Raw genomic sequence first — 22,314 nt, 5'->3', positions numbered from 1 at the left:
ATTTCGACGCGCCCAACGGCGGGGGCAACGCCCTGTTCGCGGGCGACCCGGTCAACAACACCACCACACTGTACGTCTTCAGCCCCGGTACGGGATCATGCCCCGACGCGCAGAACTCATTCACCGTGACGATCAACAACACCCCACTGGCCGACGCACCGGCCGATGTCGAGAGCTGTGACTCCTACATCCTGCCCGCACTGGCCAACGGCAACTATTTCGACGCGCCCAACGGCGGGGGCAACGCCCTGTTCGCGGGCGACCCGGTCAACAACACCACCACACTGTACGTCTTCAGCCCCGGTACGGGATCATGCCCCGACGCGCAGAACTCATTCACCGTGACGATCAACAACTTTGAAGTATCAACAGTAATTCAAAATGAAAGTTGTTGGGAAAGTATGGATGGTTCCGTAACCGTGAATGCCAGCAGTGCCATACTACCTATAACCGTCCAACTCAATTCCATGGTACCCATGGTTTTCAATAACAACACTTTTGTTATAGAAAACCTATCTCCAGGAAACTATGGAATGACAGTTATTGATAATGGAGGCTGCCAGACGGATACCAATTTTGAAATTCAAACCGGTGGGCCAAACCTTGGGGCATCAATATATCCTATTTACCTATGTGATGCCAACTCACCATTGAGCAATATTGAGGTAACGCTTGATGATCCATCCATTAGTAATGACATTTTATATGCCCTGGATTCCACAAACCCCAATGATTTTATTATGAGTCCAGAGTTTGGGAATATCACTCCTGGTGAGCATAGCTTATCCATCCTACATAACAACGGATGCATGATAGAAATTCCGTTCACAGTTGAAACCATAGAACCCTTGGCCCTAGCCCTGTCAAGCTTCAATATCAATGAAATCACTGCCAATGCAACAGGAGGAATTGCCCCATACACGTACTATTTTGATGGAAATGAGGGCACTTCATCCAACACCTATACCATTGATCGTAGTGGAACTTTCATCGTTAGGATTGTAGATAGTAGGGGTTGTGAATCCGAGGAAAGCATCACTTTGATCTTAACCGACCTCTCGATCCCGAACTTCTTCACTCCGAACAATGATGGGCAAAATGATTTTTGGAAACCCAGAAATATGGAGCTATTCCCTAATATCCAGACTTTCATTTTTGACCGATATGGCAGAAAAATCAAAATTATGGGTGCTTTGGACAAAGGATGGGACGGCCACTATGAATCTAAACCATTACCCTCTGGGGACTACTGGTATACTGTGCTGCTTAATGATGGTTCTGGACGGGAATATGTCGGACATTTTACATTGTACCGATAAAATTTGAATGACAAACAATGAGGAGAATTTTAGTTTTTTTGATTTTTATAAATGGGGGTTTGATGAGCGGGCAGGAATTGACCATCCCCCAATTATCACAATACCTATCGGACAATCCGTTTTTAATGTCCCCCACATATGCCGGTATAGGGAATTATGTGAAGGTAAGAATGAACGGGTTGACACAATGGGTGGGTATCCGGGACGCACCTGATACCCAATCCTTGTCCGCGGACGTTAGACTGGGAAACCGCTCTGGAATTGGTATGGTACTCTACAACGATTCCAATGGTGAGACCAAACAACGCGGTGGTAAGGTTTCCTTTGCCCATCATTTGACTCTCAACAAGTACGAAAACAACTATTTTTCCTTTGCATTGTCATTTAATCTGAACCAATTTAGGATTGACATTGAGAACTTTGAAGATAACGATGACCTTGGTATTGTGGATGACCGGTCTTCAAGCAATCCCAATTTTGATCTTGGAACCCTTTATAGAAGGGGCGGTTTTTATCTGAGTCTGAATGCTTCGAATATCCTTAACAAGGATTATAAAAAATTCAATTCCCTATTTGAGCCAAACACCTTGAGGAATTATTACCTCTACTCCGGATATACCTTCCGAAAAAGCAGAAGGGCCGATTTTGAACTGGAACCTTCCATTTTCTTTCAGTACTTCGAAAGTGACGGGCGTTCCGTTACCGACCTAAACACCAAATTCAAATGGTATGACTTTTTGGATTACTACTATGTTGGGTTTACCTATCGAATTTTGAACGATCAGTTGGGAAAACCCCTTTACGTGGCCCCCATTCTGGGGTTGAAAAAGGGTGACTTTTACTTTGGCTATAGTTACCAAGTCATCATGAACGAATTATTGGGATACTCGCAAGGTACCCATGTGGTGACCGTTGGAATCGACCTTTTCCAAGGTATATCAAATTGTACCTGTACTTATTGAAGATAATTTAATTTAAATTTTATGAATATACTCCCAAACAAACACAAAATCCTTAACCTACTTTTATTCACCTTCTTATGTTTCATCCATGTATCATGTAGCAAAGATGATGATGGGGGCTCTTTGGATGATGAAAAAGAGATTTTAATTGGATCTAAAACCACAGATACCATTGTGTATGCCACGGTGGACTCGTACAAAATTCCTATTTATCTATCCATACCTAGGAAGTGTGCTGGTGCCAGTTTACCTGCAATTGTAGTACTTCATGGTTCGGATGGCATGTGGAGCAACCATGATACCAATACCAAGACAATGTCAGGCCAAAACAATGAATGGCGGGCATTATTTGACGAGAATTGTATTGTTGGTGCCTACGTGGACAGTTATTCAGGAAGAGGGGTAACCACCCGAACCGGAAAGTGGGCCACCGCCCCAGATAATTTTAAGATCAGCTCCCAGTTTATTCGTCCAAAGGATGCCAATGCAGCCCTTGCCCTATTGAAAAGATTACGATTTGCCGATGGAAAGACAGTAATTCGGCCTAAGGATATTGCTCTATTAGGTTTTTCTGACGGTGCGAGCGCCGTTGCCGCTACTCTTTATAATACCCAAACCACGCCAAAGGATTGGAAATGGAGCCAAACATTTGATGGAAAAAAATATGATGTATCATCAGGTATTTTACCCCCTGATCCAAAACCTAATGACGGTTTCGCGGGTGGAGTATTTTATTACGGAGGGTCCGGCGGATACAACTATTGGGGGGTCAATGTTTGTGGCACCAATGCCTTGGAAGGCAATATTTACCGAACGTATGCCCCAATGCTTTATCAAATTCCTGAAGACGGCTACTTGACCGAAGGTACATTATGCATGTACAAAGTGCTTAAAGAGAAAGGGGATCCTGTGGAATTGAACCTTTATTCGGGTGTGGGTCATGGATTTGATTTTGACCATCTCCCTCAAAGTTTTGAGGCCAGGTCAAAAGCCATAGACTGGTATAGAGATTTATTGCATATTAACCTTTAACATAAAATATCAAGAGCATATCCAACAGGCAATACCGATTTTCATCTATCTCAGCTATTGCCAAAAACCTCCCATAAATACTCCCTTGAACCATAAAGACAGACCTTTTGGAACCATACAAAAAAGTCTACTTATTAGGGAGAACCATACCATCATCCTCAGAAAAGTAAAAAGTACCACAAAGTACGATCAGAACACCTAAAACAACTTGAAATGAGAGATAATTTTCTTGAAAAATGGATTTTGGACTTGGTCAAATCAGAATATGAATTTGGCAACATTCCCAGACAGGCAACCTACAGATTAAGGGAACGTATGGATGACTTTATTGAAGTTACCATTGAATGGATGGATTCTGGGAACAACAGTTACAAAATTGTTTATCATGCCCGATCATATGGCAGACTCAAGGCAGATGAGAACCCAGAAATTGAAAAAGACCCCGTCTTTGAACTGGAGAACTACTACACTTTAGAGATCCATACCTACATCAATCATATTAAACGGAACTACAGTACCCGAAAAATCGCCAATTACGATGTGATGGGGGTTGTGGGCCAATTTGAAAACATGGAAGAGAAAAAGGAGGCAAAATCTTAAAATGGTTGAATACGAATTAAAACACATGTATTTCATCTATGAAAACCAACACTTTATCGCGTGTTTTTAACTCGTCAATTGGGAAGGTACATTGGTATATTGTCCCCTTATATCCTCCCATTTTATTTGTTATTTCGGTGTGCACAAAGTTCCCAAGTTCTAATCCAAATTCAGTTACCTATGCTTCTTTTCACTATCATTTGGACCCTCATCTGCGCTGCAATCATCATTGGGTACCCTTTGTATCTTTTTAATAAATCAACAGCGCCAAATGAGCATTTAGGGCAGACGAGTTCAAACACTGTTGAACTGATTTCCTTTGATATCCGGGATCAACTGCCTGGGTGGTCTTTCTCCATTGACGTGCCACAACTGACAGAGGACATTGTTTTCAACAATCCCGTTCTTTTTTATCTGGAGTCAGAAAATGCATGCCTTAAACTACCCTTGAGCAATACCGCAATGGGTTACATGGCCCATGTCCATAAAAACGTGGGAAAGGTGTACGTTACCTTTAAATCCCTACAAGACGGTGTATCCAATTTCTACGTTCCAGCTTGGCATTTGAGCAAGTTGAAGATTTTGATCATCAAATCCAAGGACAATAGGATTTATGGGGATTGGGGAGCCAAACCTGAAAAATCTCCTTTACAGAAACGACTTGCCAAAGCTGGGGTTGATGTACATGATTATGAGGATTTGCTGGGATATGTCAGTAACATAGCGACAATTGATTTTAAGGGGCATTTTAAAACAAGAAGGCCAGTCAAGCAAAACACCAAACTGCCAACATTACTGAGACATGATCAGGAGTTATGCTCCGTCGGGTAAACGAAAATCTTTAGTGTTCATTTTTATTTGTTGAAGTGGGGCTCCTATAGGGTCCCATTTTACTTTTAGGCCTTTTTCAACTCCAATTATAATCTAGTCATTAATCGATAAGGCCCATTCATGAATTCAAAACGAGGCTCCATCAAATCCAACTCCGAGTATTTATATATCCGCTTTAGATTTATTCAAACAAATTAAACTAATGAACAATTATACAAGATATTGGGCTGTACTAAAAGGAAGCTTAGCTCCTTATCTTCTGTTCTGGCGATGAAGATCGTACAGCCCTACAGATTATATGATCGGCACTGATTCTAAATATTGACAAACTCACCACCAGTAATTCCTTCAAAAGCTGAAAGCAAGTATGGGGTTATGCTGCGCACCAGTAACAATAAGGAACGAAAGTGGTGAGTATCCCAAAGAGAACAGAAAAAGACCTTTTAATCTTGTACGATACCAAAGCATTAATTAACCCTTTCCCCCTCCCAAATCTTTAAGGAAACGAAATTTATCGTTGTATCCTAATTACTACGATAACCAAGTAATAGCAAGATGAACATCATAGGCGCAAAGCACCGGTGATATAACCTTGTTTGGTCAATACGAAAACAAAATCTTTCAAGGGGTTTTGTAGGGATTTGATTTGCAGATTATTGGGTATTCAGATTATCTTAATTACAGGTTTTATTTTTCATCGAATGGAAAAAATATGCCTAAATTAAGCAATGTCAAGACATGAAAAGAGTAATCGCTTCATATTAAAGACATCTAGACTATTCTTTTTCAAAGAATAGTTTTAACAAAGATAAAAAATAATATTATTCGTACAATAAATATAAGTAATTTCTTTTAAAATTTTTGAGCCAGAACCAAAGCAACCCTCCCATGTTTACCCCATCAAAAAACGATCATCAAACCTTGCAATTCAATAGTAAATCAATAATCCAAATTGTTTTAGAGAGGTTCAAACGACAAAAAGACAATTTCATCCTTGAATTGATTAGAAAGAAACTATTGATTCTTATCCTTTTCCTACTATCAAATACTTCATTCCAACTATTTGCACAAATTGATACGCTTGATAGACAGACTAAGGAATTGCCGTATTCCTACTATATTTCTGAAGATCCAGAAATTGATTTTGAAAATATAATAAAGGGACACTATATTTTTAAAACTAATGATGATTGGAGAATTGATGATATATATGCCACATATTGGATTAGAATTGATTTCATCAATGAACTTGACACTTTGGAAACCCAAAAAGAATGGTGCTTAAGACCAACTACATTCAGTTTGGCAACATTGTACTTCCAAAACTTGGATTCAATAGAACAAAAGCCAATTGGGACATATAATAAACCAAAACCTAATAACTCCTTATTATATGCACAAGGAATACCTTTCAAAAAAGATCAACTGATTAATGGGAGATATTTATATATCAAGGGAGTACGTTTTGTGTCAATCCCTAAAAGAGTCAGGTTTAGATACCTTTCTAACTATTCCAATCGATTTTACACAGATTATTATACTAACTCCGATATTAAAAAATTCCTTCCAGACCATGTTTATTTTGGGGCTTGCTTGATTATTATTTCAACCTTCATGTTAATTTTCCTCAATGCCAAAAGGTTAGAATTCCTCTACTACTCCTTATTTGTTTTTTTTTCTATGATTTATTTAACACGAAGGTTAAATCTTGAGTTTTATATGACGCTTCGTGAATCCCTGATTGGACTCTGGTTTTTAGCTATTTCGCAAATATTAATTAATCTAATGTACTTAAACTTTGCCATTAACTATTTAAACACAAAACTTCAGTATCCTAAACTTCATAAGTTCATTCAATTGACAATAATCATACTGGTTGCTTTAATTTTTCTGGACACTTGGGTTTATTTTAATGGAATGTACCAAATGCATGATACCTTACAAAACTTTCAAAGGATTCTAATGACAGTTTTCGGTCTATCTTCAATGATTTATTTAATCTTTAAGACAAAAGATAGGCTTGTAATATTTATTGTGCTAGGATCCTTTATTTTTTTGGCTGGAGCTTTGGGATTTCTGTTCACAAATGACAGACATTATATGATGACAGGTTCCTTAATTGAATTTATCATTTTCTCTTTGGGTCTAGCCTACAAAATTAAACTTCAATACGAAGCCAAACTAACGCTTCAAGAAGAAGTTTCCTTAAAGGAAATCAGTGCGTTACGCGCCCAAATGAATCCACATTTCATTTTCAACTCTTTGAGCTCCATTCAAAACCTGATACTGAAAAACGATCGCCCAGCCGCTTTGAAATACTTAACACAGTTTGGCAAACTGGCACGCAACGTATTGGAGAGTTCCAACGAGGCCGTTGTAACCCTTTCGGAAGAAATTGCCTTGCTAAAATCATACCTGGAACTGGAATCCTTACGATTTGACAACGCTTTTGAATACACCATTGAACTGGACGAAAATCTGGATGCCGGTAGTTTGGAAATTCCGCTCATGCTCATTCAACCTTTTGCTGAAAACGCAATCATCCACGGTCTGGTGGGTAAAAAGGAAGGTCTTAAAAAATTGATGTTCCGTTTTAAAAAGGAAGGGCCATTTACCATCATTGAAATAGAGGACAATGGCGTTGGTCGTGTTGTTTCGAGGATCCATGCCGAGGCCTCCAAAAAGCAACGGAAATCAAGGGGCATGGAAATCACCGAAAAAAGATTGAAAATGTTCAACCAGAACAAAGTCAACCAGAACAAGGTGGAGATTGTGGACAAATACGATGCCTACGGAAATGCCACAGGCACCAAGGTCATCATACAAATATTTAACCCATAAAAACAAACCCATGATTTTAAAAGTAGTCATCATCGAAGATGAGAAACACAGCAGGGAAACCTTAAAATCGATGCTCGAAGAGTTCTGTAAGGATGTAAAGGTCATTGCCATGGCGGCTTCTGTAGAAGAAGGCGTAAAAGTACTATCGGTTTATAGTCCCGATGTGGTGTTCCTGGATATCGAGCTGCAATCAGGTGTCGGTTTTGATGTGCTCAACCAGATCAAAAATCCCAATTTTGAGGTTATTTTTACCACCGCTTTTGAAAAATATGCCATTAAAGCCATCAAGTTCAGTTCGTTGGATTATCTATTGAAACCCATTGACCTCGATGAACTGCAACAAGCTGTTGAAAAGGCCCGTAACCGAATGGACACCAACGTGTATCGCGAACAACTGGACACATTAATGCAGAGCATTTCCAAAGGAAGCGTGCGCCCGGAAAAAATTTGTTTGGCCACCACCGCAGGGATTGAGTTCATCGCTTTGGAAGATATCATTGCCTGCAAAGCGGATGGATCGTACACTAGCTTTGTGCTCAAGGACAACAACACGCTTTTGGTAAGCAAACACTTGAAGGAATATGAGAACCTTTTGGGTGACCACCAATTCATGAGGGTGCACAACAGTTACCTGATCAACTTGAAAGAGGTGAAAAAATATATTAAATCCGATGGGGGATATTTGATCATGAGCAACGATATGCAGGTGAACATCTCCCCCAAGAAAAAAGACGACCTGATCGATGCCATGAAACGCCTTTAGTCCTTTTTGTTGATGAGCCCCTTGGTAAACTCGTTCAGGGTTTCCACCTTTTCCTCAAAATTGCCCTTGAGCGTCTTACGGTATTCATTTAGGTTTTGTACCAAGTCATCTATGTTATCTGGAAGCACATCTTCAAAAAATTGACGTAATCTTTTAGCCGTGGTCGGGGATTTTCCATTGGTTGAAATGGCCACCTTCACATTGCCCTTCGTCACAATGCCGCCCATATAAAAATCGCAAAAAGGAGGATTATCCGCCACGTTTACCAAAATGCTTCGTTCCCGGCAATCGTGATACACTTCTTCGTTTACTTTGGGATTATCGGTACAGGCAATCACCAAGTGTTTCCCTTCCAAAAATTCCTTATGATAGGCCGCTTGTACCAATTCAACGGAATGCTTTTGGGCCAGTTCTACCGTTTCCTTCAAAAACTCCTTGGCCACCATCCGCACTTGGGCATTGGGACTGGACTTTAGCAAAAAGGACAGTTTTTCCAGGCCAACATTGCCTCCACCCACAATCAATACATTGAGCTGGGATACTTTTAAGAAGATGGGATAGAGTTCATTCCTTTCCATAAAACAATTGTTTTGGAGTTTTCATGCTAAAGATACAGACAATTTACACAGCCTTATTTGAAGCAAAGAAGATGACACCTAGAAAGTGGGTTCTTCCAATTGTTTTTTGGGGGTTTTAAATTCATACCGCAGGAACAGTTCATGGGAACCACCAGTATAGCTTGCCAAGTTGGACGAGGTAAGATCATACGCATATCCGGCGCTCAGGTTTGGGTTGATCTGCATTCCCAACAAGGTAGCGAAAGAATCATCCCAACGGTAGGCCAGTCCAAAAGTGAAAGTTTCTTTGAGCAAGGCATTTATGGAAATATCCGCAATGATCGGGGCACCGGGTACCCATTTCACAAAGAAAGCAGGTTTCAATTTTACTTCTGGAGTTAGGTCCATGACCTTCCCTCCTATCACATAATAATGCAACCGCTCCGCGGCAATTTCCTGCTCTTGTCCATCATAGTGCTTTTGGGAAAAGAAATTGGGCACGGCAAAACCTAGGTAGCCTTTGCCCGAATTATAATAGATCCCAGCACCAATGGTCGGGAAAAATTTGCTCTTGATATTGTCCTGAAAAGCCACATCGGAATCCTCCGTCAATCCTTTGGAGAAATCCACATCAAAGATGCGCCCTCCCACTTTCAATCCAAAGGAAAGCTGTCTATTGGTGCTGTCCAGTTGAATGGTATACGATACATTCCCATCCAAAAAAGTCTCTGACGAAGGTCCAAGGGCATCATGGGCCAAAATGCCACCGACGCCAATTTTGTTCTCCAATGGAGCGTCTACCGAAAGTACTTGGGTATTGGGCGCACCATTTATTCCGACCCATTGCGAGCGATGCATCAGCAAGGCCGTTAGGTGACCATTGGAACCTGCAAAGGCAGGGTTCACACTCATGGTATTGTACATGTATTGCGTAAATTGGGGATCTTGCTGGGCCGAAACCGAACACATCCCTACCATAAGGATGGGCAAACAAAGCTGTCTTACTATTTTCACTGTTTGTTTCATGGTAAAAATTGCCATCCTTATCTGTTTATATACAACCAATCCGTTCGCGGTTCCGATCCGTCACCCAGATCCAAAACATAGTAATAGGTACCAACTGGTAATTGGTCCTCTTTTTGGACAATGGCCCGGCCATTGGGTGTGCCATCCCAGTCATTTTTGTAAGAACGGGTCTCAAATACAATATTTCCCCACCTGTTGTACACCTGCAACGAATTGTTCGGGTATTGGGCAATACAATCAATTTTGAAATAGTCGTTTACCCCATCGCCATTGGGTGAAAACTCGTTGTAGACCACCAAACAAGTGGGCACCACATAAGCTTCGGCCATATTGTTGGATTCGTCGGTGTCCCACTGATCCACATAGGCCAAACTGGCTCGGTTTACATAATCTTCTATATCCAAGACTTTGACCGTGATATCCAGAGTTGCTATTTCATCTGGTTGTAAGATTGTGATTTCCCAAATACCAGAATTGTCAAAGGTTCCCAAAGAGGCCACTGAACTGACAAATTCGTATCCCGAAGGCAATTGATCTTCAATACCGATGATAGTTGCCGGTAAATTTCCTTGATTGGTTGCCGTGATGGTAAATACCACTTCATTGCCCATACTCGGAGACATATTGTTCACCGTTTTGGTGATGGATATATCCGTAGTTTGAGGAATTACAGAAACACTGGCCTCGTCATCATCGACTATTCCGTCCAGAAAATCATCTTCATCCGGACCAACGGAGGGATCACTATCCGGATCCATAAAGTTGCTAGCCGTAATATAGGCTTGGTTCACATATTCACCTTCAGTACCGGTTGGAGCGTTCACAACTGCCAAAACCTCCAAACTTTCCGTATCCTGGTTCAGAATTGTTCTGTTAATGTTCCAAACTCCAGAATTTGGATTGTAAACCCCGGCAGTTGAAAAATGGGATTGATAACTAAAGCCTTCAGGCAATAAATCGGTTACCATCACTCCAGAAGCATTGGTGGGCCCGTAGTTGGTCACACTGATGACAAACCTGACCACATCGCCCACGTTGGGAGAAGCATTGTCCACCGTTTTGGAAAGAGACAAGTCTGACAATCCTTGTGGAACGGGTATTACCGTTGATTGATCATCTTCGGAACCTAAATTGTTGTTCGGGGTAGAATCTGGATCATACGTGTCCAAAGCGATCAACTCCGCCGTATTCACATAGGAACCTGAAGAAAGAACCATGGCCCTAATCTCCAAGGTTGCGGATGCTCCATTGGCCAAATTGGGCAAATCCCATGACCCAGCAATTTCATCATACGTCCCTGAGGTTGTGGTTGCCGATACAAAATTGTACCCACTGGGCAATTGATCTTCTATGATCAACCCGGTGGCATCGTTTGGCCCATCATTGGCTGCCACAATGGTAAACACGATTTCTGAACCGGCATCCGGACTCATATTATCCGCCGTTTTGGTCACGGAAATATCGGTTACATGCCTTGGGTTGGTCGTCTGTTCATCCTGATCATCCTCTGAAATCATATTGTTATTTGGAGTAGAATCCAAATCGAATAAAATGGCAGCAATTACTTCGGCAATGTTGTTATAATCCCCAGAAGGATTTACCTGAACCACCAAGTTCAACTGCAATTGGGCACCAGCGGCAATATTTCCAATATTCCAACGGCCATTGTTTGGGTCAAAGGATCCAGCGGAATCATCGGATACAAAGGTGTATCCTGAAGGCAATCTATTTTGGACCATTACCCCAATGGCATCACTGGGTCCTTCGTTCAATAAAGTCAAGGTAAAGGTCACATTGGTTCCCACATCAGGAGTGGTATTGTCCACGGAAACATCCAAATTCAAATCTGCTGAAGGAATGGGTGTGGTTCCTGCATTATCTTGATCGTTCTCGAAGAAATTGTTGTTGTTCGGGATAGAATTGGGATCCAAATTATCCGAAGCAAAAACTTCCGTTACGTTGAAATAGTCTCCATCCGGATTTACGGTTGCCACAATATTCAAGGTTTCGGTATTTCCATCCGCCATGGTTCCATTCAAGGCCCAAATTCCTGTTGAAGCATTATAGATCCCTGCAGTAGAACTGTGAGAGACATAGGAATATCCTGTTGGGAGTTGGTCCATGATTTCTACACCGGTAGCATCACTTGGTCCATAATTGGTTATGCTGATAGTAAAAATCACATCTTGCCCCACATAGGGACTCAACACATTCACCGATTTGCGCAATAAAAGATCTGAAACAGGCACCACAACTGGCGTTATGGTCTGTTGGTCATCTTCTGCTTCGCTGTTGTTTCCTGGGGTGGAATCTACATCATCCTCGGTGACACTGGTCAGTTCAGCAGTATTGGAATAAACCCCAGCTGGCAAAACTTCTACTGTAATATCCAAGGTTTCCGAAACGCCATTGGCCAAACCGCCAACGGTCCAAGAACCATTGGTTGCGTTATAGGTGCCGACGGAAGGGTTGGCGCTTACAAATTGATATCCGGAAGCCAACACATCGGTTATTACAACATTGGTGGCATCACTTGGTCCGGCATTGTTCACCGTTACGATAAACACGATTTCCGAACCCACTTCAGGAATAAATTCATCCACGGTTTTCGTCACGGAAATATCTACAATGGGATCAGGGTTCACAATCACCTCATCTTGATCATCTTCCCCTAGAACGTTATTATTTGGGGTGGAATCCACATCAGTTTGGTCATGACCCGTAATTTCGGCAACATTCACATAGTTCCCACTTGCGTTTACATTGGCCAAAATGCTTAAACTTTGAGATGCTCCATTCACAATGGTACCAACTGCCCAAATTCCCGTTAATTCATCATAACTTCCCCCACTATTATCGGAAACATAGGTGTAGCCAGAAGGCAATAGATCGGTTACCTCAACTGAGGTGGCATCACTTGGTCCATCGTTGGCAACGGTTATCGTAAACCGTACATTATCACTCACCAAAGGTGGAGATTTGTCAATTGTCTTGGTAAGGGATAGGTCGATGACCTCTTCGGGCACCACTGAAATATCCCCTTGATCATCTTCGGAAGAAACACCATTTGCAGGAGTGGAATCTGGGTCATAGGCATCGGAAGCTATCACTTGGGAGGTATTCGTATAATTCCCGGTAGGATTCACAGTAACATTAATTAACAATGTTTCCGTAGTGCCGGTGGCCAGTGTCCCCACTTGCCAAAATCCATTGGCAGAACTATAAGTTCCGGAGGTAGCAGTATAGGAAACAAAACTGAAACCTGACAATAGTTGGTCCACCACAACCACATTGGTGGCATCATCGGGACCGGAATTGGTCACAGAAATTTCAAAGCTTATTTGGCTACCCACATACGGATTTAGGTTATTACCTACTACAGATTTAGTCAAGGACAAATCAGCTTGTATGGGAGCGGCCGTTACTGACGCTTCATCATCTTCGCTTTGATCGCCATCGTCATTATTTGGAGTACTGTCCAGATCAAATTGATCAGCAGCGGTCACTTGGGCTATATGGGTATACTCGCCAGATGTTCCAGTAGGTGTCAATGCGGTAGCATTGAAAGTTAGTGAAACGGTATTGGTGCCTAATGGAACGGTAAGTCCGGTCCAAGAAATGTTTCGACTTACAAAACTGAAAGTTCCACCATTATTGATGGCCGTAACACTTCCAAATCCTACCGGAACCAAGTTTCTTACCGAAACCCCAGTGGCATCCACATCACCAAGATTGCTCAAATTGATGGTAAATGATACCACATCACCAATATCCGGAGAGGTGTTACTTGCCGAAGCCTCTAGTTGTAAATCCACTCCAACAATAGAAACACCAACGGTATTAGAATTGGTATCACAGGTGGCATCTGAAACGGTCCATTCGAAAATATAAGTGCCTGGTGCCGTATTTGTAACTTCTGTACTTGGGTCGCTGGGATCCACAAAGCTTACTATGGAGGGACCGGAAAGTTGGGTCCATGTACCTGTGCCCGCTATGGGGGAAGCTGCATTCAAAAACACTGGTGAAATCTGGGTCAAGGTTTGATCTGGACCAGCATCCACAGAGCACAGTTGCGCATACCCTGTTTGCATAATTGCAAGCAGAAAAAGCAGGGCCACTAAGAAATGGTTAGGTTTTTTCCGAGGTTGGGGTATGTTCATAGTTTAGCGGATGAGGTCGATCTTACCCGGTAAGACCCACCCAAACATATCAAGAACGCCCGTAAAAAGGGAAGTTATGTTGTATTACAGCAATCAAATGTTGTGAAACGTCGGATTAACGATGAAAGTCGGCCTTTTAATTTCTGTCCTCTCGGGGAGCTATGTTGGATAAATCAAAGGTGACAACCCTCGATTCCATTGATTTCAAAGAGATTACCTTAAAAAAGCCCGCCAATAAGACGAGCTTTACATCTTTGAAAAGATTGGATATCCTTTTGTGAAGACTACTTTTCTGATTCCCAGTAATTTCCTCTTTCCGGACGTGCGTTTTTTGCCAAACTACCTGTAAGTTTTCTTCTTTCCCTAAAGACAATGGGCATGGTCTCACATACATCCTCAAAAGGTCTTCGGTTTTTTGCCAACGGACCCATTAACGGTTCATGGTCATGATCTTTGATCACCAACATGGATTGTGGTTTAGGGTTCTTCCATGGTTTTCGGTTTTTGGCCTTTGGCCCTGTTAAAACATCTTCCTGACCATATGCAAAGAATGCTCCCAAAATCATCATCAAAAACGTAATATAAAAATTATAGGCCATATATTTTACGATATTATCAATTTAAAGCTCCTAAAATAGATATTTTTATATTCTGAAAATAGATAATGATTTGTTAAAATGACCGATTTCCATGTCAAATATTAGTTAACGTCAAAAGAGGTTTCCTAATGAAATCCAAACACTATTCGAAGAGTAAAGTCCCACCGAAGAAATCTGTTTTTTGACCCTTCATTTGTAAAAAAAGAGGCCTCGAAAGTATCGGGCCTCTTTTTGGCTTAGGTTGTAGTTAGCATTATGCTTCGCAACTGGCACATTCTTTCTTTTGTTTGAATTTTTGGGCAGCGTTCATGCTATGCTGGTAGTAGAGCGATTTCAATCCAAGTTTCCAGGCCGTTACGTGAATCTTATTGATCTCCTTGGTCGGCATTTCTGGGTGTACGATGATGTTCACCGATTGCCCTTGGTCAATATGGTTCTGCCTGTTTGCCGCTTGGTAAATAATATCCAGTTGATCCAACTCAGAATAGGTCTTGAAAACGGCTTTTTCTTCCTCCGTTAAAAAATCGAGGTGCTGTACAGAACCGTCCATATCACGGATGCTCTTCCATACTTCAGTGGTGTTCTGTCCTTTTTCCTCCAAAAGGTCCATCAAGTACGGGTTTTTGATGGTCACCTTGATCTTGGCGATATCCTTTACATAGCAGTTGGACCAAATCGGCTCTATACCTTGGGATACCTGCCCTAAAATAAATGCGGAGGAAGTGGTTGGCGCAATAGCGTTCAAAGTGGCATTTCTTCTACCGTACCCTTTCAACACTTCAGGTTCGCCAAAACGCTCGGCCAACTCGCTCGATGCTTTGTAAGAACGCTCTTTAATAGTTCTAAAAATCTCACTGTTCAGGTTATAGGCATCTTGACTATCAAAAGCCAATCTTTTGGACTGCAACAAGGAGTGCCAGCCCAATACACCCAATCCTAAAGCACGGTTTTCTTTGGCAAAATTATAGGCCCTTTCCATAAAAAGGAAGGTTTGTCTATCATCACGATCAGAAGAATCCCGATACGCTTCCAGTTTTTCCACAAACTCCGTAATCACGGCATCCAGGAAATAGACCATGGTCTCCACCGCATCGGTGTTTTTCCATTTGTCAAAATGTAAAACGTTGATACTGGACAACACACAAACGAACGACCAATTATCATTGGAAGGCAACATGATTTCCGTACAAAGGTTACTGGCATGAATCCTATGGTCCTTGTCCTTGTATACATCCACGGCACCATTGTTGGCATTGTCAGAGAAGAAAATGTATGGATACCCCATCTCCCCTCTGCGTTGCAATACTTTGGCCCAAATGGTCCTTTTGTCCACATCACCGGCAATCATTTCCTCCATCCACTGGTTGGTTACGGTTACGCCATGCGTCAATTGTTGGATAGGGTTACCTTCGGTACCGATTTCCAAAAACTCCATGATATCATTGTGATCAATGGGAAGGTATGGAGAAAAGCGGCCACGACGAACGGAGCCTTGACTAACCACATCCACCATAGATTCGAACAATTGCATAATGTGTACTGCTCCCGAAGCCTGTCCATTATTTTTTACCGGTGCCCCTCGGTGCCGGATCTTTCCGAAATACCCTGAGGTTCCACCACCCAATTTGGACATCATGCCCACTTCTGACTGAGTGTACAGGATGTTCCCCATGTCATCATCAATGTGCGAACCAAAACAGCTGATGGGCAAACCACGTCTTTTTCCAAAGTTGGACCATACTGGAGATGCCAAGGAAAAATACCCTTCTGACATATAATGGTAAAACTTATCGGCGTACCCTGGAATTTGCAAGATCTGTTCGGCACGATCTGCAATTTCGCGAATCCGTTGTTCTGGCGTGACCCCTTCGGTCAGATAGCCCGATGCCAAAAACTGGCGACTATACTCGTTCAACCATGCAAAACCTCCTTGGTCTTCCTTGGTCTTGATTTTGGCCAAAGCATCCTTTCTGGCGTTGACAAGATTTTGGGCTTTGTCTATTTTTTGTTCGGTAATGCTGGGGGTGTTGGTGTTGTTCTCCATAATTTAAAAAAGGTCGTCGCTGGTTATACTTTGTGTTCTCTTGCTATAGTTGATGGATCTTTTTACGAAAAAGTCCCCGTGTTTGGTTCCAATGATCTCGTCGTCAAACCATTCTGTCTGAGCCAACAATTTTTGATCGATCTTGAATATTTTTGGGATTCCGATACTTTCCAATGAATTGTTGAATCGGTTCTTGATGAATTCGTTTACAACAGCTTTAGGTAGGAAATCCAGTTCGCCTTCCTCAAAGATCCAGTCCACGATCTTGCTCTCGGCCTCAAAAGCGTTTTCACAGATTTCTTGGATCATGCTGTTATATTCCGCATCAAACCACTCCGGACGTTCCTTTTTTATGATATTGATGACATCGATACCAAAATCACCGTGGATCTGTTCTTCCTTGGAAGTGGCCTCCACCACATTGGAGATTCCCTTCAACACATTTTTGTGTTTATTGAAGGCCATGATGATCAGAAACTGGGAGAACAGGGAAACGTGCTCTATAAACAATGAAAAGAGCAAAATGGATTCCGCATATTCCTGGTTGTTCTCGCTTTTGGCATTTTTAAGGGCCGTCTCCAAATATTGCACCCTTTTCATGATTACCGGCTTTTTCTTCAAATTTTCGAACTCCTGGTTCAATCCCAAGATTTCCAAAAGATGGGAATAGGCATCGTGGTGCCTTACCTCACTTTCTGCAAAAGTGGCCCCAACGGAACCAATTTCCGGCTTGGGCAAACGATGGTAAATATCTCCCCAAAACGATTTCACAGCCACCTCGATCTGAGAAATGGCCAACATGGTGTTCTTGATCGCACTACGTTCCACTTCGGTCAACCCTGATTTAAAGTCCTGGATATCGCTGGTGAAATTGAATTCGGTATGAATCCAATAGGAGTGACGAATGGCGGGCACGTATTCATACAATTGAGGGTACTCATAGGGCTTTAGATTGATGCGCTTTTCAAAGATATCCGTCTGGCGCATTTGGGCCCTTTTGTTCCTATAAATGATGTACGCTTTGGCTACATCATGGAACTCGCTGTTCATGAGTTCGTTCTCCACTACGTCCTGCACTTCTTCTACGGTAGGTACATAGTGCTCGTTCAATTTCATTCTATCCAACAAAGCCTGCTCCACGTTGCCAGCAATGGTTTGTGCATCGTTGATCTGGCCATGGTCAACAGCCGTCATGGCCTTTAGGATCGCATTTGTAATCTTGTGTAAATCAAAAGTTTGGGTACTAAAATCTCTTTTAGTGATATGAGAAATTTGCATGCGGAAAATTGTTTGGAGTTGTGTTATAAAGCTCGATTGTAAAATTCATATTTTCTTTACTTTGATTTTACGTTGGCCGATTAGGTTCTCAACACTTTTATCAACAGTATCTGTTTTTGGTCCAAAAAATCATGGGAACAAACCTAAAATCAAGGCTCTGTAAAAAATATGATCGGTGTTATGCGGCTCAACCATTTTTCCACAAGGTTATCAACAAGATTTCATCAACAAGATCATTGCTTCCGAAAGGGTTTACAACCAAAGCATCGAAATACATCAAAAACAGTTCACTTTAGGTCGATTCCCATTTCCTTTTGGAATCAACATTAAATAAAAAATGATGCCTTAAAAAAATTAGCACTAATGTGATGACATTCCATAATGATTTCGATATGGATATATAAACCGTATCAAAAGTCCATTATGAGAACACCATTTTTTATTTTCATTTGCATTGCATTGGCCTGCAAGGAGCGTCCCCAAGGTCCTTATGGTTCTACCTATGACGACCACCCGGATGGGGAAAGTGCATGGAACAACAGCGCCGAAGATCAAAAGGAGCCCTTTTTTCAAACCAACCGTAAAAAAACGCATCAATTACGCGATGCCCGTACCGGAATGGTGGTGCAGAGCACAGAATACCCTTCTAACTGGAAAGTGATTTCCAAACCTATTTATACCATCGATCAGAAAATCCCCGACTTTCTTGTTCAGATTGAAGGACCAAATCACCTAAAAACCTTTAATACGCCCACCAAGTTCCATGTATACTACCAAAGCCAACAATTGACCCAGATGATGTCGCAAAATGGCATGGCATCCATGATACGCCCCATGGTAGGTAACCAACAGCTTTTTAAGGAAGAAGTGGAGCCCCGAATGCAGAATAGCGGCTACTCCTTTGTACGTCAACGCTCCATGCCGGAAGACGAAGCCTATGTGCAGCAAAAAATGCAGGAGAACGGGTTCGGACAAGGCTATTTGGAGTACACCGCTACGGAATGGAAGAACCAAAATGGCCAGAAGGCCTTGGCCCGCATCGTAAAAATAGCCATCCAACAACCACTCTTGAACAACGAGATAATGACCATGTGGCTATACACCACCGACTATGCTTTTGTGGATGAAGGGCAGTTTGAAGCAACCCTTGACCAACTCCATAAATCGACCGTGAACACCAAGGAAAATCCCCAATGGAAACAATATATAACCCAATTGAACCAACAACGGGCCATAGAGAATGAGCAAAAAATGCGCATTGCCGCACAACAGCACCAACAACGCATGAATGCCCGATGGGCGGCCTTTAACGCACACCAAGAAAACATGAGGGCCATTTCAGCGGCCCAGGATGCCAACCATGCCGCCTTCATGAACCGCAATTTTGGCGCCGGGAGTGATACGGGCCAACGCCAGTTCCTAAACATGATCAACGAGCAGGAGACCGTTTACAATCCCCTCACCGGGAATAATTATCAAGTAAATGCCGGTTCCACGGAATATTGGATGGACAGTGATGGCAACTACATTCAAAACAACGATCTCTTTTACACGCCCAATGGCGACATCAACCTCAACAACAGGGAATGGGCAAAGGTGGGCAATGCCTATTGATGACATTTTAACTGAATTACGATATCCTTAAAACCTTAAAAATCAAACAACATGAAACAATTTGTAAAATGCGCAATGTTCTTACTGGCCTTGGTTGCCCTATCCTGTTCCAAAGGTGATGACAACACGGATGATATTGATCTGTACACCGGCCAATGGATGGGAAATGTAACTGGAGATGACGGTGGCACGCTCAGCTTTTTCATCTACGAAAATGGCTCGGTCACTGGTGACTTCTTCACCAACGGCACACAGACCCCTATTTCCACAAGTGGAAACGTAAATACTACGGGGTCATTGTCCATTACCTTCAGCACTAATGAAATAAAAGGAAGTCTCTCCGGGAAATTGACAGAAACATCCGGAAACGGAACTTGGACCATCACCTCCAATCAAACCGAAGGAACCTGGACCGCCACAAAAAAATAACCTCACAAAATAGATCTTAACTTAAAAGTTAAACCAAATGAAAAACCTTACAAAAATAATTGTATCGGTTGTTTTTGCTATTATATTGGGCTGCAGTTCCGATGATTCCCCACAACCAGGGGACGACAATAATGGCAATCCTACCAGTGAATATGAAATGGTGGATGTTCAGGTGATTCTTCCCCAAAACCCAACCATTGATCTATCCAAGACTACATTGGTAAGCTTAGGCTCCACTAGCGAGGTGGATGGCTCCGCTAAAGGAAAAATTCCCTTCAATCCGGGAAGCGTGGAATTGGCCTATCTTTTAGACCAGGACAACAATGTATTATTAGCCGGATTCTTAAGTGATGGTAGAAAAGAAATCTCCTTGGAAACCACCGCAGAAGTCATCCTATATTATGGGTTGGACTATTACTTATTGCCTCCTTCGGCCAAGAAAGCCTTTTTGAACGGCGTGGGCCAGATTACGGATTTTGATGGATGGGTGAACAACCTAGGAACACTTTTCGCCAACGACCCGCTCATGTATTCCAAAGGGGCCTATCTTGAACTTTTGAATGATAAAATCGAACAAATATCCAGCAAAAATGGAAACTCTTCGGAAAACAGGATCTTCATCAACGACGTCTTGAATAAAAGTGGGATCGTAATCCAAAACCCGGATTCCGTACACGTGCAATTGCAAAATTTCTTTCCAAGGAGAACACATGCCTTTGTGTATAAAAAATTGGTATATGATCGTGATGGCAACCTGACCGAAATACCCGATTATTCCGAAAACCCCATGGTGCATTTTAATCTTAAGCCAGGAAAAAAACAACAGATAGACGCCTTTCAGGTAGGCAACCAGTTGAGTCAGGTTGGCACTCAAGCCTCTATCATAGAGAATGCCTCCGTCAGTGACCCCATTGCATTGCCCTTTAGCGGAAATACCGAATTTGTTGCGGAATATGAATTGGTAGTAGTGGGCTCCGGGGCAGAAAAGACCATTTCAAGGGACCTATCCTCCGTTGAAAAAGAGGCTTATGAAACATTGAATGTCAAGACTTATATTTTGGATTATTTTCTTCCAACCCTTTTGGATATTGGCGGCAACAAGGACTTACTACCTGCTTTCGGAGACGCCAAGGAAGATGCCCTCTATGATGCGGTACTCCCAGCATTACAGGCCAACAGCACTGTTTTGGATGCGGTAAAACAGAACAAGTTCAAGGAAGCGTCCGAAGTCTTTTTGCCGGAACTTTATGGGAATATTCGCCTGTCCGATGACTTGAGGAACATATTGACAGATGTGTACAACATCATTTCCAATGGAGGATCCATGCCCAACACCTTTGTGCAAAGCCATGAATTGGTGGAAACCGGCATACAACGTATGGAAATGGTCATGGATGCCCTTTACAAGAACATGAACTTGGGGCAAAAAACCAATGTAAAAATGCTCAATACGGAAGCTAATGCAGTGGAGAGTTGGATTATGGATTCCATTAATGCCGAGGTCACCATTTTTCCCACAGAAGCCGACGTATGTTTAGGCGACCCCTTGGAAATCCGGTCAGGATATTACACCTTCTACGAACCTGAAGTGGAAGATTTTGAATACCACTGGAGCACCTCGAACAAATTCGGAGGAAGGATACAGGACATTGAAGGTGATCCAAGTAACTATGGGGTTTCCATCGTGACCACAAGTAATATTGTATCCTATATCAGTGTGGCAACCGAGTCCGATCTCACCGATGGTGACAATTTTGAAACCGTGGAAGTTGTGGTCTATACCAAAAACCTGCAATCAGGGCAACTTACGGAAGTGGGCCGTACATCCATGGTCGTAAACAACAAGAAAACCTGTATCTCTTTCTTCGCCCCATTTGAGAAAGAGGTATTGATCACCACGTTCAGCTCGCAATTGCTTTGCGGCGGAGGACTTGTTTATACTGTAGGCGTACCAGGTTATATAGCCAGATTCAAGGCTGTGGAAGGAGCCACTTCCTACATGGGCAAAATCCTGAAAAAAGATGGGACATATGGCGATGAATTTGTCCTTTCGGATCTGGAAGATATTGGGGATGATATGTTGGAATACCATTTGGGGGTAGGCCCAATAAACGTTTTACAAACTTGCGATCAAGCCGAAGCCGAGCAGGAGCAACAGAGAAAATTGGACTACATGGATAACATTGGACATCAAGGAATTGAGATAACGCCCATATTTTAACAATTAAAACGGATTTACGGTAATTTTTATCGATGCCG

Annotated in this window: 16 protein-coding genes; 10 read left to right on the top strand and 6 right to left on the bottom strand. The window is 42.3% G+C overall.

What is annotated here, in order from left to right; all coding sequences use genetic code 11:
* The 7 genes from GTK07_RS04460 to GTK07_RS04430 all read left to right on the top strand — a co-directional run.
* Nucleotides 1-1,319: T9SS type B sorting domain-containing protein (locus tag GTK07_RS04460; RefSeq protein ID WP_163633380.1), on the top strand; the 1,319-nt coding region annotated here is incomplete at its 5' end.
* A gap of 17 nt (nucleotides 1,320-1,336) precedes the next feature.
* Nucleotides 1,337-2,281, top strand: coding sequence for a PorP/SprF family type IX secretion system membrane protein (locus GTK07_RS04455; RefSeq protein ID WP_163633378.1), 945 nt, complete (start codon nucleotides 1,337-1,339; stop codon nucleotides 2,279-2,281).
* A gap of 21 nt (nucleotides 2,282-2,302) precedes the next feature.
* Nucleotides 2,303-3,313: a dienelactone hydrolase family protein gene (locus GTK07_RS04450; protein WP_163633376.1), complete on the top strand. Its 1,011-nt coding sequence runs from the start codon at nucleotides 2,303-2,305 to the stop codon at nucleotides 3,311-3,313.
* Between the two features lie 213 nt (nucleotides 3,314-3,526).
* The gene (locus tag GTK07_RS04445) at nucleotides 3,527-3,913 is read left to right on the top strand and encodes a hypothetical protein (protein WP_163633374.1); all 387 of its coding nucleotides are present in this window, start codon (nucleotides 3,527-3,529) and stop codon (nucleotides 3,911-3,913) included.
* A gap of 180 nt (nucleotides 3,914-4,093) precedes the next feature.
* Nucleotides 4,094-4,744 (top strand): hypothetical protein, encoded by a 651-nt coding sequence (locus tag GTK07_RS04440; RefSeq protein ID WP_163633372.1) that lies wholly within the window; start codon nucleotides 4,094-4,096, stop codon nucleotides 4,742-4,744.
* Between the two features lie 888 nt (nucleotides 4,745-5,632).
* Nucleotides 5,633-7,585 (top strand): sensor histidine kinase, encoded by a 1,953-nt coding sequence (locus GTK07_RS19315; protein ID WP_262887561.1) that lies wholly within the window; start codon nucleotides 5,633-5,635, stop codon nucleotides 7,583-7,585.
* A gap of 10 nt (nucleotides 7,586-7,595) precedes the next feature.
* Nucleotides 7,596-8,348, top strand: coding sequence for a LytR/AlgR family response regulator transcription factor (locus GTK07_RS04430; RefSeq protein WP_163633368.1), 753 nt, complete (start codon nucleotides 7,596-7,598; stop codon nucleotides 8,346-8,348).
* Here GTK07_RS04430 and GTK07_RS04425 read toward each other — a convergent pair.
* From GTK07_RS04425 to GTK07_RS04400, 6 genes are all read right to left on the bottom strand, one after another.
* Nucleotides 8,345-8,926, bottom strand: a complete 582-nt coding sequence (locus GTK07_RS04425; RefSeq protein WP_163633366.1) for a precorrin-2 dehydrogenase/sirohydrochlorin ferrochelatase family protein — start codon at nucleotides 8,924-8,926, stop codon at nucleotides 8,345-8,347. The genes GTK07_RS04430 and GTK07_RS04425 overlap by 4 nt on opposite strands.
* Before the next feature lie 78 nt (nucleotides 8,927-9,004).
* Nucleotides 9,005-9,946 (bottom strand): PorP/SprF family type IX secretion system membrane protein, encoded by a 942-nt coding sequence (locus GTK07_RS04420; RefSeq protein WP_235932428.1) that lies wholly within the window; start codon nucleotides 9,944-9,946, stop codon nucleotides 9,005-9,007.
* 2 nt (nucleotides 9,947-9,948) lie between these two features.
* Nucleotides 9,949-14,049, bottom strand: coding sequence for a T9SS type B sorting domain-containing protein (locus GTK07_RS04415; RefSeq protein WP_163633364.1), 4,101 nt, complete (start codon nucleotides 14,047-14,049; stop codon nucleotides 9,949-9,951).
* A 326-nt stretch (nucleotides 14,050-14,375) separates the two neighbouring features.
* Entirely contained in the window at nucleotides 14,376-14,690 is a 315-nt protein-coding gene (locus tag GTK07_RS04410) for a hypothetical protein (RefSeq protein ID WP_163633362.1), read from the bottom strand.
* A gap of 253 nt (nucleotides 14,691-14,943) precedes the next feature.
* Nucleotides 14,944-16,734 (bottom strand): ribonucleoside-diphosphate reductase subunit alpha, encoded by a 1,791-nt coding sequence (locus GTK07_RS04405; RefSeq protein ID WP_163633360.1) that lies wholly within the window; start codon nucleotides 16,732-16,734, stop codon nucleotides 14,944-14,946.
* A 3-nt stretch (nucleotides 16,735-16,737) separates the two neighbouring features.
* On the bottom strand, nucleotides 16,738-18,012 hold the full coding sequence (locus GTK07_RS04400; RefSeq protein WP_163633358.1) for a ribonucleotide-diphosphate reductase subunit beta: 1,275 nt from the start codon (nucleotides 18,010-18,012) through the stop codon (nucleotides 16,738-16,740).
* 423 nt (nucleotides 18,013-18,435) lie between these two features.
* On the opposite strand from GTK07_RS04400, the gene GTK07_RS04395 reads away from it, so the two are divergent.
* The 3 genes from GTK07_RS04395 to GTK07_RS04385 are packed head-to-tail and all read left to right on the top strand — an operon-like array spanning nucleotide 18,436 to nucleotide 22,276.
* A complete protein-coding gene (locus GTK07_RS04395) occupies nucleotides 18,436-19,626 on the top strand; it encodes a hypothetical protein (protein ID WP_163633356.1) in 1,191 nt (396 codons plus the stop codon).
* 51 nt (nucleotides 19,627-19,677) lie between these two features.
* Nucleotides 19,678-20,055: a lipocalin/fatty acid-binding family protein gene (locus tag GTK07_RS04390; RefSeq protein WP_163633354.1), complete on the top strand. Its 378-nt coding sequence runs from the start codon at nucleotides 19,678-19,680 to the stop codon at nucleotides 20,053-20,055.
* A gap of 37 nt (nucleotides 20,056-20,092) precedes the next feature.
* On the top strand, nucleotides 20,093-22,276 hold the full coding sequence (locus GTK07_RS04385; RefSeq protein WP_163633352.1) for a hypothetical protein: 2,184 nt from the start codon (nucleotides 20,093-20,095) through the stop codon (nucleotides 22,274-22,276).
* Nucleotides 22,277-22,314 lie beyond the last annotated feature (38 nt).

Origin of the sequence: Flagellimonas sediminis (genome assembly GCF_010500845.1) — a bacterium.
Classification (GTDB): Bacteria; Bacteroidota; Bacteroidia; order Flavobacteriales; family Flavobacteriaceae; genus Flagellimonas; species Flagellimonas sediminis.
Note: the sequence above shows the minus strand (reverse complement) of the source record. Positions and strands in the feature narration are given on the sequence as shown.